Here is a 14,714-nt window from a genome sequence, read left to right as displayed (position 1 = left end):
GCATACTGCACCCACTCTTTCACTTTGTCTTGTTTGACGACCGGATCGGAGAGCCCGTGAATCGTGGTGATTGGACAAAGTAACGGGGCAATATCTCGTCGGATATAATTGTCATTCAGCGCAAGATCAGAGCGAATGATCGGCAAAAGAAGTTCTAGTAGTTCAGGATGTTCCAGCACTTCATTTTTTATCCCTCCCATCTCTTGTAGTAACGCGATAAGTTCTTGTTCTGAAAGATTACTTTTGAGTTGAGATTCTCCTCGCAGATGAGGCGCATGACTGGCAGAAATCACTAAATTTTGTGGTAGAGGAAGGTCGGGGATTTGTTGAATTTTTAACGCGAGTTCGTAGGCAACAAGGCCTCCTAAACTGTGGCCAAATAGATGGTAAGGCTCATGGGAAGGGAGGATAGTCCTGAGTTGTTGAATCAGGTCATCGACCAGAACTGGAATACTCGTCGGCAACGGTTCAGTAAACCGTCGTCCCCTGCCTGGGTATTCAGGGCAGTAAAGCGTGATATTGTGTGCTGCGAGCAGTGGCTTCCAGTCGGAATATAGTGAAGATGAGCTACCGGAAGAGGGTAGACATATCAGTGTTGCCATGTGATTTCCCAAAATGATTTAATAAAGCGTCTGTCCTGCCAAGTAGTCCTGCCAAGTAAAGACAGCCAGTATCTGTCCCCTTAACTTTCTGGCGACTGTCCCGCTAATTATCCAAAACGAAAGAAAGGCCGTCTGTCCCCCAAACGGCCTTCTCAAACAAAGCTCTCTTGATCAGAACTTATAACTCGCTTTCAGAGATACCGTTCTGGGTGACCCCAGATACACGGCATTCTGTGATGAATCTGAAGATGAAGCGTAGTAGTCTTTGTCGAACAAGTTGGCGACATTCAGTTGTACACGCAGCTTTTTATCGGCAAATGCTGGTTGATACCAAGCGGTTATATTCACCAGCGTATACGCATCGAGTGTATAATCATAGCCTTTACGTCGGTTACCTGCGCGTTCCCCGACATAAACGACGCCTGTCCCTGCACCCCATTTTTCGTTGATATCATAGAACAACCACGTGCTGGCATTGTGATCTGGTACGTTAACTGGTTTGGCGATTGTCTCTGGTGCATTGACAAACTCGACATCGGTGTAACCGTAAGAGAAGATGGCTGTGAGTTGTTCGGTAATGGTGTAATCACCGTCAATTTCAAAACCGCGACTACGCTGTTTATACACATCGTAGCTACCGGTGACATCACCCTCATACGCGACATTATCCAAATCAATTCGATAAGTTGAGAGCGTTAGGTTGAGTTTTTTATCCAACAGGGCCAGCTTCGTACCAACTTCATATTGGGTCCCTTTCTGAGAATCCACCCAATGATTCGCTACCGAATCATATTTATTATTCGGCATATAGGATGTTGCGACATTTGAGAATCCCGAAACATTGTCGGTGAACTGGTATAAAGCGCCTAACTGACCACTTACATTGGTCTCATAAGGTGTCTTTGTATCACTATCTTCTAACGTTGTCAGTGATGAGACTGCGGACTGCAATGTGTCATCATAGTTTAATGTATATTTACGTGAATAACGGTCAGCACGCAGGCCGGCAACAAAGTGCCAGTTACCGTATTCAATCAGATCATTCAGGTAAATTCCATACTCAGTTAATGTCTGGGATTCATCTTGGATCTTAAACATGTCATTGGGGTTGGAAACATCGGTAAAATTGTCTGAATTATAGTCGTAAGCACCACTATTCGGATCAGAGGTTCCCAAAAAAACTCCTGAATATGCAGTGGTTAATGTATTTAAACCACTCCAACTGGCCGAGACGCTGGTTGCTTTATCTTCTTTGTAACGGGTTACATCAATTCCCGTGGTGATTTGATGGTATGTCTGACCGATATCAAATGTCAGTTGGTTCTCCCAAGAGATCACATCGGTGCGGCTTGAAGTATTCTCTCCACTGATATAACGGTTGATTGTCCCGTCGAAAACGTTCTTGTTCTGATCTTGGCCATAAATCGTGGTGCCTGCTGTGCTGCTCCGGGAAGCTGCCGATGAAGCATAAAAATGGACACGCGTCCCATCATAATCTCGTTTCTGATGTCGCAGTTTCAGTCGGGTGGTCCACATATCATTCATATCATGCTCAATATCGAGGCCCCATTTTTGTGTGGTTCTCTCTTGCGAAGAAAATCCCGCCCCGAGACGCTTGCTGCCGATATCAAGGTATCGCCAGTCGCCATCGGATGAATTGAGTACCGCTAAGGTACCACGGTCAAAGGGCACTTTTTCCTTGTTGTATTTATAAGAGAAGGTGAGGCGTGTGTCCTCGTTGGCAATCCAAGTTAAAGAGGGGGCAATATAGGTTTGTCTGCTATCGGAGTCGTCTCGCCATCCTTCGGAATCATCGGCTATGCCGACAAAGCGATACAGCAGCGAACCATCTTTATTCACCGCTCCGGTGCTGTCGAAGCTGACGCGTTGTTTGCCATATTCGTCGAGATTTAAGGTGACCTGAGAGCTTTGTTCTGCTTCTGGTTTTTTGCCAATAAGGTTAATCAGGCCACCCGGATTCATGTTGCCATACAGAATCGATTCCGGACCTTTCACGACTTCAACGTATTCAAGATCTTCTAAGACGGCTTTATCTGAAGCCAAGCCATAAATACGGGTACCATCTTCGTAAACGCTGGCCTCAAATCCCCGAATTATAAATTCGTCACGCGTTCCACCGTAGTCGTTTCCCTTTGATACGTTACTGATGTTACTCAGAACATCGCTCATATTGACCGCATTTTGCTGTTCGAGTAAATCACGGTTAATCACTACCGCTGAACGCGGGATTTCCGTCAGATCAGCTTCTGTCCGCATGGTGGACTGCGCGATATTGGAGGTCAGTGTTTGTTTTATGCTGGTGCCGGTAACCACCATCACATCCGCATCGTCATGGTCGGTTTCATTCGTTGCAGCAAACACTGGGGAAGCGGCGAATCCGAGCACCAAAACATTACGGGGGTGGATCAATTCACGAATGATTTGAGCTAGAGGTATTTTATTCATTTTGATGACTGCTTTTTCTGATGAAAGTAATTCGAGATAAGCTACCTGGCTACTGACAATACCGTGTGTCCTTTCTATAGAAGTGCAATTTATTCCACAGTTATCAACAGATAGATATCTCACCATTGCATGTTAATTGAGCGCAATAAATGTAAACAATTATATATACAACTGTAAAGTTTTAATGATAATTATTTTCAATATCACTATCATTTAGATTATAGTGAAGCTCAATTTTTATTTCATAGAACATTCATGCATATAGCCCACAAAAAATATGGGTATACCGTGCAGAGATAACAGACAAAAAATAACCAGAGGAGATATCGCGATGGGAATTGAATTACCCCTAGAAGTCATCATGCAAAACCCGGAAGGCTGGAGAACGGATCTGGATAATATGCATCAGATTGTTGCAGACAATCTTCATCGGCATGGCGGTATTCTATTCCGTGGATTCGATATTCTGGGCGAGACTGAATTTCAGGAATTTGCCCAATCATTCGGATTTCCGCTGCTCAATTATGAATTTGGTTCAACGCCTCGCACCGATCTCGGAGAAGGTGTCTACACCACCACAGAGTATCCCGCGCATCAGGTCATCCCGCTGCACAACGAACAGGCTTATACCCTCAACTGGCCGATGAAAATCTGGTTTCACTGCATTCAACCGGCCGAGACGGAAGGCGAAACGCCGATTGCCGACAGTCGTGAAGTGTATCGTCGGATCCCGACTCGAATCCGTGAACGTTTCGAAGAGAAAAAACTGATGTATGTCCGCAACTATGGCAACGGGCTGGATTTGCCATGGGAAAAAGTGTTTGCCACCAGTGATCCGAAACAGGTGGAAGCGTTTTGTCGTGCCCATCAGATTGATTTTACCTGGAAAGGGGATGGTGAGCTGAGAACTCGTCAGGTGTGTCAGTCCGTTGCCCGACATCCGATCACACAAGAGATGGTCTGGTTCAATCAAGCGCACTTGTTCCATGTGTCCAATCTGGAAGCTCATATTCGTGAAACACTACTGTCGATTGTTGAAGAAGAAGATTTACCCCGGAACGTTTATTACGGTGACGGCTCACCGATTGAAGATGGCATTCTTGATGAAATTCGGGGGGTATTAGATGAGTGCATGGTGAAATTCCCGTGGCAACAAGGGGATGTTCTGATGCTGGACAATATGCTGGTTGCTCATGCCCGCTCTCGCTTTACCGGTCCCCGGAAAGTGGTCGTCGCGATGGCCGAGCCAAACTGCTAACCCTTGTTTTGAGCGCTAGGTGAGGAAAAATAACGATGAATACCATCTCTCTTGAACACGCAAACCAACCCGTGTCACTCAATCAGTCCGCGCTGTGGTTTTTGTACCAGCTTGCTCCGGGGTCAGCTGCATATAACGTCTACTTTGTCAGTGAGTTAGGCTTGCCGGGAGAACCGGCTTTACAGTTGGATAAACTAGAAAAGAGCTTTTATCAGGCGGTTGAATGCCACGAAATTATGCGCACCGGATATTTTCAGCAAGGGGATCAAGTCTGTGCGCGACTGTTTGCTGCAACGCAGGCGGAATTTGCGGTCGAACAGAAGACATATGCTGATTCGGAACGTCAAAGCTGGGTGACCCGTTCAGCCGATAAACCATTCCGCCTTGAAGAAGGAAATGTCCTGCGAGCCAGTCTGTTGATTGGTGAAGAAGCTTCCTATATCACGGTCACTGCGCACCACATCGCCGGTGATTTTTACGGTATGGAGCGGTTTATGCAGACTTGGGCTGAGTTTTATACTCACCTGACGACGGGGCAACCGGCGCCAGAGATCCGCGAACAGTTTTCTCACTGGCTGGCACGTCAGGAGTCATGGCTGGCAAGTGAATCGGCGGCGAAAGCAATGACATTTTGGCAAAAGACCATCGGTGATGTGCCCGAAGGGTTGAATATCCCAACTGATTTCGAACGTCCGGAAGTGCGCAGTTTTGCCGGTGATCAGTTGGTTTGTCAGGCCGATAGCCGCCTCAGTGATGCTATTTTTTCCACCGCAAAAGCCTATCAGGTCACACCGTACGTCTTGTTACTGAGCGCGTTTCAGTATTACCTCCACCGCTTAAGTGGACAGACGCGTTTTCTCATTGGGTCACCTACATCCGGTCGGCGTGGACGACGCGATCGCGACGTGGTCGGCTACTGTGCAAACCCGATACCGGTCATGGCTGACTTTTCGCAATCCATCAGTTTTGCCGAGTTGATGCAACAGAATACCGCGTTTCTGAAAGCCTCGGTACCGCACCAGAAGTTGCCGTTTGCCCGGTTAGTACAAGGGCTGATGAAAGAGCGTAGTGCTGATCGCAGCGGACTGATTAGTCATATGCTGACTTATACACCAACCCATACGCTTGATTTTTGTCGTCCGATCATTGGTCAGATGCTGGAAACCGGACAACGGGGTGCAGCCCACGAACTTAATCTCGGTGTGTATAAATCTCAGAGCGGGGAACTGTCATGCCACTGGCGGTTTAATACCAGTTTGTTCCGTGAGGAAACCGTCGCCGCAATGGCTGATGACTTCTTTGCTTTGCTTGACTGCCTCACTGACAATCCGGAATGTGCGCTGCAATCTTTACCTGTGATGGCATGGATGAACGCATCAGACAGCAACAATGAGGTCGGTGACTATCAACCTGATCCGCAGGCAACAGCGCTGGGGCTCTGGCAGCAGCGTACTGACGATGAAGTCGCGTTATTACATCACGAGCAAGTCATCACCGTCGGTGAATTGAACCGAACCGTCGCCAGAATACACTATGGATTTGAACAGCAAGGGTTCAGCCCCCGAGGGCAGGGCTCACTCGCAGTGTTGCTACCACGGGGACAGACACAGGTTGCTGCGATGTTGGCGGCATGGCAATTCGGAATGCCTTATGTCCCGTTTGATGACAAACTGCCGACCATGCGTTTACAAAGCATGATGGCGGATGCACAAGTGCGGGCTTGTGTGGGACAAGGCGTGCGTCCGGCATGGCTGGCCGATAATATCGTGTGGCTGGATGTGGACGATATCGCGTCTTTCTCAGCACAAGTGGCTGAATTATCGGCCAATCCTGCTTCAACCGCTTATATGATCTTTACCTCAGGCTCGACCGGCACGCCAAAAGCTGTGGCTGTCGGGCATCAGGCTTTAGCTGCTTATGTCACAGCTCTCAATCAGCGTTTGAACCTGCAACCCGGCAGTGTCTACGCCAGTCTGGCCAGTATTGCGACCGACTTGAGTTATACCGCACTATGGGGCGGATTGCTGGGTGGGTTCCCTGTCCGGGTACTTGATGAAGAGTGGATGCTCGACGCCGAAGGGCTTGCGGATCATCTGCACACCTATCCGGTCGATATGTTGAAAGTCGTGCCGTCACATCTGCAAGGATTGCTGGCCTCGGAGCGATTGGAAATTCTGCCCCGGCTCGCTTTAGTACTCGGGGGAGAAGGTGTCACGGATGCATTGTTGCAACAGCTATGGCAAACCGCGCCGAACCTGACCGTCTTTAACCACTACGGGCCGACAGAAACAACCGTCGGCGTTCTCGCCGGTCAACTGATCGCTGATCAGCCGGTTTCGCTGGGAACGCCTCTGGCCGGTAACCGGATTTATGTGCTGGATGATGCGATGTCTCCGGTTCCGACCGGCGCGGTCGGTCAGCTCTATGTGGCCGGTCGTCAGCTTGCTGAAGGATACTGGCAGGATGCTGAAAAAACCGCACAAAGTTTTATTGCCCATCCGCTGATCTCCGGTGAAACGATTTATCGCACCGGAGACCGGGTTCGGCGCTTACCCAATGCGTCGCTCCAGTTCATCGGTCGTGCCGATGGACAAGTGAAAATCCGCGGTTACCGCGTTGAACTGGCAGAAATTGAGCGCAAGCTGGCACAACTTCCGTCGGTTCGTGAAGCGGCTGTCCATTTTGAAAGGGGTGAGCGGCGTGAATCACTGGTCGCATTTGTCGTCTCAGACTATCGCCATGATCAGCTTATTACCGCACTGGAAAGTGAATTGCCCGGTTATATGTTACCGCATTTCTGGCAGTCTCTTGACCAGCTACCGCGTCACAGTAACGGCAAGGTAGACCGCAAGGCTTTGCGGGAGCTGGCGCAAACGTTCATTGCCGGGTCAACGACCACGCCTTCTCGCTTAGCGGGACAGACGGTTTTAGAGGCTGGTGCTGGTGGCAAGTTAAAGGGACCGAAGTTAAAGGGACAGACGGCGTTAGCCGGAGAGTTAGAAGGACAAGAGTTAGAAGGACAGACCGATTTAGCCGCGCCACAGCATCAGTTTGTCAGTCAGCTACAGACACTCTTTGCACAGGTGCTGCAACTTGAGCCGACGTCAATTGACCCACAGGCCGGATTCTTCTCGCTGGGGGGCGATTCAATTCTGGCACTGCAACTGGTCGCGACGGCAAGAAAGGCATCATTGCCGCTGACTCCTCAGGTCATCTTCCGCCATCAAAGCCCGGCAGCGCTGTCAGCATTCCTTGCTGAACAACAGGTACAGGTAAAAGAAGCTGTGAATACCACTGCTGAGGTTGCTGATAACCAGACAACATCACTACAACCCTCGCTCTCACGGCGTCAGATGGCATCACTGCCGAATACCATCGAATGTGGTGAGGTGACTGCTGATCTCAGTCAACCGGATCTGACGCAAATCACCGCTCAGATTGACGCGAATGTGATTGAGGATATTCTGCCGCTGTCTCCCGGTCAGCAAGGGATCTTCTATCATTGCCTGCTGGAAAACGATCCGAGCTTGTATACCAATGTGACCGGGATGTCACTTGAAGGACGGATTGAACCGTTCGATTTTCTTCAGGCATGGCAAGACGCTGCGCAACGTCATGATATTCTGCGCAGCCGGTTTATCTGGGAAGGGCTGGATCAACCGGTTATGGTGGTGTGTCGCGGGGTGAAAATCGACACAGACTATCAGGACTGGCAGCATCTGAGTGATGCGGATCAGGGGAGTGCATTTGCGGCGCTGTTAGCCCATGAGGCGGACAACGGATTTGATATCGGCACGGCACCGCTGATGCGAGTCACTTTAGTGCACTTTGGTCAAGCGCAGTTCCGTTTAGTCTGGACGCGTCATCATCTGGTGGTTGATGGCTGGACATCTGCATTGATCGCAGGAGAAGCGATCGCGCTCTATCGTCAGGAAACGCTGGCCGAAGCCCCGACATTACAAGCGTATAGTCAATGGCTGGCCGATGCAGATGAGTCACAAGCGTTATCCTACTGGCAACAGACGCTGGCTGGTGTGGAAGCTCCGACGACGCTGTCATCATCGGTTTCGGCTAACGGTAGCCATTACGCGGAAGATGACGGTGAGAGTTCCGGGTTGCAAACCAACTATCCGCAAACCAACTATCTGAAAACCCAGCTCGATAGCACGTTACAGACACAACTGACGCAGCAGGCCCGGGCTCATAATCTGACGATCAATACCTTACTGCAACTGGGATGGGCACTGACCCTTAACCGAGTAACAGGGCGCTGTGATGTGATCTTTGGCAGCACCACATCCGGGCGGAGCGATGCGGTCACCGCGATTCAGCAAACCGCAGGAATGTTTATCAATACATTGCCACAGCGCGTGATATTGCAAGCAGATATGTCGCTGCAAGAACTCGCTCAACAAGTGCAGCTCAGTGCGTCGGAATCACGCCATGCCGATTTTCTTTCACTCGCGCAGATTCAGTCATCATTATCTCTGCCATTGGGAGAAGCGCTGTTCGATACAGTGCTGGTGTATCAGAATTATCCATTCCCACCGGCGCTAGCCGAACTTGATGATCCCAAAATCGAATTACTGTCGATTCTCGAACACAGCAACTTACCGTTGATGCTGCAGGTCGAGCCCGGTGAAACGCTGACGTTACACTGTCGGTATGACCGCCAACGCATCAGCGAAACACGAATAGCAACCTTACTGACGATCTTTGAACAGGCCTTAATCCAGCTCAGTCAGTCGTTGACGCAGCGGATCGATTCCTGTCTGTCAGCCTTGATCGCACATGACAGTGAACTGGCGATATGCAAAGGGTCAATAACCGCCACACCATTCGGTCCAAGTTGCGACTTGATCCAGCAAATCCATGTTCAGGCCAGTCAAACCCCCGATAAACCAGCGCTGATTGCCACCGATCAAACCTACACTTATGCCGCATTGGTTGAGGCCGTTGAAAAACGTGCCGCGGTACTGACTGGGCTGGTCGCTGAACTGACGGACCAACTTACGGGGACAGACGCTTTTACAGACGTGCCGGTTACAGGGACAGACGCCCTGACACCGGACAGCCTTACGAGGACAGTCGCGGTAGCATTGCCGCGAGATGCCGAGCTGGTGATCAACCTGCTGGCGTTGTACCGCGCTGGTATCACCTATATTCCCCTTGACCCGGATCATCCGGCGGAGCGGCTGGAGAATATTCTGCAACAGTCTGATGCGAGCTGTTTGCTGGTGGCTGAGCCACTGGCGCTCAAGACTGCGGTTTGTCAGGTGACGATTGCAGAATTACAAACGGCTGACGTCCCGGCAGCGAACCGCATCGCCATACCGACATTGGATGAGACCATTCCGGCCGAGGCGATTGCCTATAGTATTTTTACTTCCGGTTCAACGGGGCTGCCGAAAGGGGTGCAAATCTCAAGAGGGGCGTTACAACACTTTATGCGTGTGATCGCCAACGAGATTCCTGTTTCTGCCCAGAGCCGCTTACTGGCCGTGACGACTGTCGGATTCGATATCGCCGCGCTGGAACTACTCTTGCCGTTGTTACACGGTGGTTTGCTGGTACTGGCCGGAGATGACGATTGCAAAGATTCCCAGTCCTTGGTGCAGCAGATTATCAATCATGACATCAACCTGTTACAGGCGACACCAGCCACTTGGCAGGGATTGGCTGAATATGACGGGACATGGTGGCAGAAGCTCGATGTTTTATCCGGTGGGGAAGCGTTGCCGAAAACGCTGGCTACCACATTGCTGCGGCAAGCCAACCGGGTATTTAATCTGTATGGTCCGACGGAAGCAACGATTTGGGCGAGTTGTGAGCCGGTTTCCTGTGCGTCACTGGACAATCTGTCAACCAATCATGTCGTGATTGGTCAGCCATTTGCCAATACCGAGTTTTATGTGTTGGATGAGATGCAACATCCGGTGCGGCTCGGTGTTGAAGGGGAGCTGTATATTGCCGGTAACGGTCTGGCGCAAGGCTATCTGAACCGGGCTGAACTGACGGCAGAGAAGTTTGTCGCCAATCCATTTCGGGATGAACCGGGAGCGCGGATGTACCGGACCGGTGACCGGGTGATGATGGATGAGCAGCAGCGTATCCACTACCTCGGACGAATGGATTTTCAGGTCAAACTGCGTGGTTTTCGGATTGAACTCGGCGAGATCGAAGCGCTGTTGCTCAACCATGAGGCGGTCAAAGAAGCGGTCGTGGTTTTATGGGATGCACAGCAAGATTCAGCCTTTATTGCCGCTTATGTTTCACTCCGCCACGGACACAGTGAGTCAACGGATTTAACCGCATATCTGGCTGAGCACCTGCCGGGCTATATGGTACCGGCCTTTATCCAGATCATGGAGCACTTACCGCTGAATACCAATGGCAAGATCAACCGACAGGCATTGCCTTATCCGGCAGCGAGAGAAAGCCGTCATTATCGTCAGCCGGAAACGGCAACCGAGCAGCGTCTGGCAGAAATCTGGCAGCATATTCTTAATGTTACAGAGATTAGCGTGAACGACAATTTCTTCCATTTAGGTGGTAATTCGCTCTCTGCAACGCGCTTACAGGCCCGGATTCAGCGCACTTTCAATCAACGCCTGCCGTTGGCTGAAATTTTCCTGAACCCAACAATCAAAGCACTGGCAGACAAACTGACCGCTGACACTTCACAGCAAGATGATTTAGCGACGATGGCTGCCCTGTTAGATGAGTTTGAATTATGAGTCATGCCGAATTGAACCAACAGAATATCCTTGATACCAGCAAGTCTGATGCAACCCCGCGTCCGAAACCGGAGAACCCGCTGGATCCGCATCATATCGCTCAGCGTCTGGCGCAGCTGCCTCCGGAGAAAAAACAGCAGTTCCGGGCATTGCTGCAATCGAAGCAGATCGACAGCTGGCAATTGCCGATTGTCCCGGTGTCACATCCGGATAATCGTGCGGTGCTCTCCAGTGCGCAGCAACGTTTGTGGTTTATTGAACAGTATGAGCAGGGACGGGCGTTGTATAACCTGACCGGTCGGCTGGTTTTGACCGGACAACTTGACCAACAGGCGATGCAACGGGCGTTTGCCAGTTTGCTGCAACGTCACCATATTTTGCGCAGTACCTATCAGACCGATGCGGCTGGTCAGGTCTACCAGCAGGTTGAGCAGGACTATCAACTGCCGTTCGAGATTCACACCCAGGTCACTGATGTTGAGCAGCACTGTGAACAGATCAGCAATCAGCCGTTCGCCTTGGATCGCGATCTCCCCGTCAGAGTGGCGTTACTCTCTCTGGCAGAAGATGCTTGTGAAAAGCGTCTGTCCTCAGAAGCTATGTCTTCAGAAGCTGGGGAAGCAGAAAAGTGCCTGTCCCCGGAAGAGAACCAAGCCTGCCTGTCCTCCGAAGAACGCTCTTTGCAAGGGCGTCTGTCCCCGCAAGGGGAGCCGTCTTCAACAAGCAGTCACAACCAGTGTTGGCACTTACTGTTTGTCATTCACCATATTGCGTTTGATGCGTGGTCTGAATCTGTGCTGATTCAGGAGTTGGCTGCGTTATATGATTATCACCTCACGCATCCGGGCGATGAGGCCACTCAGCCGTTACCGCTGCAATATGCAGATTATGCAGTCTGGCAGCAGGAATGGCTGATGAGTGAGAAGGCCGAACAACAGCGTGAATTTTGGCAGGCAACCCTAGCCAACGCCCCGAGTCAGACACAGTTACCGTTTGATTTTCCCTACCCAAGCGTGGCTCAGCGTAATTATCAGGGCGCGCAACAAAGTCTGACACTGCCTGCTGCTGTTCTTCAGGCTGCACAACGCTTTGCTGCTCGCGAAGGCACCACTTTATATAATGTGATGCAAGCTGCGTTCTTGCTGCAACTCAACCGGCAAGGTGCCGGAGCTGATATCTGTCTGGGGACGTCGGTCGCCAACCGGCAACGGCCTGAATTGGAGACGATGCTCGGATTTTTGGTCAATACACTGGTGTTGCGTCACCAGTTGCCGTCACAAGTGACGTTCCGGCGCTTGGTCTCCCAAGTGTCGCAGACTACACAATCGGCGTTTGAACATCAGGATCTGCCTTTTGATCTGGTGCTGGATGCATTGGATGTTGAACGCGGGCAGGCATGGAGCCCGCTGTTTCAGGTGCTCTTTGTCTATCGCAATGTGCCGCGTAGTTCTCTGTCTCTGACAGATCTTTCGATTGACGTGGTGGAACGTGAACTCAAACAGGCGCGTTTCGATATGACCGTGCGTTTAAATGAGATTGAGCAAGCTGACGGTGAGGCCGCGTTACGCATCGACCTTGAATACAGCACCGAGCTATTCCGTCAGGAAACGATCCAAACCTTACTGGAAGCGTATCTGCAAACCCTGACACAAGTGTTCGAACAGCCCGATCAGCGATGGGATATTCGTGAACGAGAGCTGGCTGAACCAGTGTCTGCCGATGATGCTACGGTTTCCGAGACGCTTTGGTCAGCGGACAGTGCTGAGGTGATGCAACTGGCCGAACAGATTGCAGCGGGATACCGCGAAATGTTACGCAAAGATGTAACACTGCATGACAGCTTTTTCCAGCTCGGTGGCGATTCGATTCTCTGTTTACAACTGGTGGCGTTGCTGAAAAAATCCGGAGTAAAACTGACACCGAAACAGGTTTTTGCCAAGCAAACCCCGCTGAAGATTGCCCGGGCGCAATTACAGGTTGAGTCAAGTGATACCGATGATGTCATGCAACTGGCCGAACAGATTGCAGTCGGATATCGCACTATGCTGAACAAAGATGTGACGCTGCATGACAGTTTTTTCCGGCAGGGGGGCGATTCGATTCTCTGCTTACAACTGGTCGCGTTACTGAAAAAATCCGGGATAAAACTGACACCGAAACAGGTTTTTGCCCGGCAGACGCCAATCGCACTGGCTCGCGAACTTATCGGTAGTGTTCCGGCAGCAACTCAGGTTGAGACGACCGAGCAGAGCCGGTCCAATATTCCGCTGGCCCCGATCCAGCACTGGTTCTTTGACCAACATCTGGCGCAAGCCGATCACTGGAATCAGTCGGTGTTGTTAAGTTACACCGACACGATTGATCTGTCATGCCTACGCCAAGCGGTATCACAGGTGTTCGCGCTGCATCCTCAGTTATCAGCGCGCTACTTTGTTACTGATGAGATGAGCATCGTTGCGGGGACAGACACCCCAACAGGGACAGACGTTCTTGAAGGGGGAGGTGTTACAGGGACAGACGCTTTATCTGAGGCCGATTTGCTTATGGGGACAGACACCCGAGCCGCGAATGCCCATGCTGAGAAACAAGCCGTATTGCAGCAACTTGGCGAGGGGATGTGGTCGGTCGAGGCTCATTCGTTGCCGGCTGAGCAACTTGATACCTTATTGAAGGCGCAGCAATCATTACTCAACTTACAGAATACCGCTCCGATTCGTGTTGATGTGATTGATTTTGACGATCAAGCCGGTGGGCGGATCTTGCTGACCGCTCACCATTTGGTGGTTGATGGCGTGTCTTGGCGAGTGCTGATCAGCCAGTTATGTCAGGCTTATTTTAGTCTTTTAGGCGGAGCGCGAGCTGAACTGCCTGAACCAAGCGCTTCATACGGGGAGTGGGTTCGCAGCCTGCAACAGTGGCCGGAATCCCACAAGCGTGCCGCCCGGCAATACTGGCAGCCGCTTGCAAGGACAGACGCCGCAACGCAGCACCAGTGGGTGCGTTTACCAGCCTCGGTCGGGGAGATCGATTTCACCCAGCCAAACCGTTTGGCGGATACCGAGAGTATCGATGTGCAGCTTGAACCTGTGCTTACCCGGAAATTAACCACGACCGCACTGCAAGCTTATGATCTCGGTATTAATGACCTATTACTTGCGGCACTGAATGGCGCCATCGCAGAATGGCGTGCAGTACCTGAAGTTCTGATTGAACTGGAAGGTCACGGTCGGCAACACGAGACATTGGATTTATCGCAAACCGTTGGTTGGTTTACCAGCCGTTACCCGGTGCGTTTGCAGTGCCATGCGCATTTCGTTACGGGCAACGCTACGGGGACAGACGGTGCAATGTCTTCTGTTACGGGGACAGACACGTTAGGAAAAGACGTTGTATGGACAGACGCCACAATGCGTCACTTGATTCTGGATACCAAAGCGCAACTGCGTCAGGTACCGGATCAAGGGCAAGGTTTCGGCGTGCTGAAATATTTGTGTGGTGAACTCGATACGCTGGTCACCCCCTCGATTGTATTTAACTATCTCGGTCAGTTGGATCGCGGTTTAGCGATCGGCGATATATCACTCGCGGATGAAACGGTGCCTGAACAGCGACATGGCAGTAATACCCGCAAGCAGTGGCTGGATATCAATG

At 51.0% G+C, this 14,714-nt stretch carries 5 protein-coding genes (1 of these 5 running past the window's edge); 3 read left to right on the top strand and 2 right to left on the bottom strand.

All coding sequences use genetic code 11. The features are described 5' to 3' along the window. Both AC55NX_RS15145 and AC55NX_RS15140 read right to left on the bottom strand, forming a co-directional pair. On the bottom strand, positions 1 to 602 hold a 602-nt coding region (locus AC55NX_RS15145), incomplete at its 3' end, for a thioesterase II family protein (protein ID WP_496996485.1). A gap of 171 nt (positions 603 to 773) precedes the next feature. Beyond that, positions 774 to 3,068, bottom strand: a complete 2,295-nt coding sequence (locus AC55NX_RS15140) for a TonB-dependent siderophore receptor (protein WP_496996484.1) — start codon at positions 3,066 to 3,068, stop codon at positions 774 to 776. 331 nt (positions 3,069 to 3,399) lie between these two features. Between AC55NX_RS15140 and AC55NX_RS15135 the strand changes: the two genes are divergently transcribed. The 3 genes in view from AC55NX_RS15135 to AC55NX_RS15125 are tightly spaced (at most 35 nt apart) and all read left to right on the top strand, a layout consistent with a single transcriptional unit that may run on beyond the window. After that, a complete protein-coding gene (locus AC55NX_RS15135; protein ID WP_496996483.1) occupies positions 3,400 to 4,326 on the top strand; it encodes a TauD/TfdA family dioxygenase in 927 nt (308 codons plus the stop codon). 35 nt (positions 4,327 to 4,361) lie between these two features. After that, complete coding sequence (locus AC55NX_RS15130; RefSeq protein ID WP_496996482.1) at positions 4,362 to 11,063, top strand: amino acid adenylation domain-containing protein; 6,702 nt, start codon at positions 4,362 to 4,364, stop codon at positions 11,061 to 11,063. After that, positions 11,060 to 14,714, top strand: partial view of an amino acid adenylation domain-containing protein gene (locus tag AC55NX_RS15125; protein ID WP_496996481.1) — the beginning only. 3,695 nt of this gene lie beyond the right edge of the window; the window shows 3,655 of its 7,350 coding nt (coding positions 1-3,655); it begins with the start codon at positions 11,060 to 11,062; its stop codon lies off the right edge, out of view. Before AC55NX_RS15130 ends, AC55NX_RS15125 begins: the two co-directional genes overlap by 4 nt.

This window comes from Vibrio rubrogenes, assembly GCF_059641415.1.
The sequence above is the reverse complement of the archived record's forward strand: the minus strand, read 5'-3'. Positions and strand labels throughout refer to the sequence as shown.

What these genes read in the sequence shown, in the direction of transcription:
- AC55NX_RS15130 (WP_496996482.1), top strand. Translation starts at nt 4,362, where the DNA reads ATGAATACCATCTCTCTTGAACACGCAAACCAACCCGTGTCACTCAAT.
- AC55NX_RS15140 (WP_496996484.1), bottom strand. Translation starts at nt 3,068, where the DNA reads ATGAATAAAATACCTCTAGCTCAAATCATTCGTGAATTGATCCACCCC.
- AC55NX_RS15135 (WP_496996483.1), top strand. Translation starts at nt 3,400, where the DNA reads ATGGGAATTGAATTACCCCTAGAAGTCATCATGCAAAACCCGGAAGGC.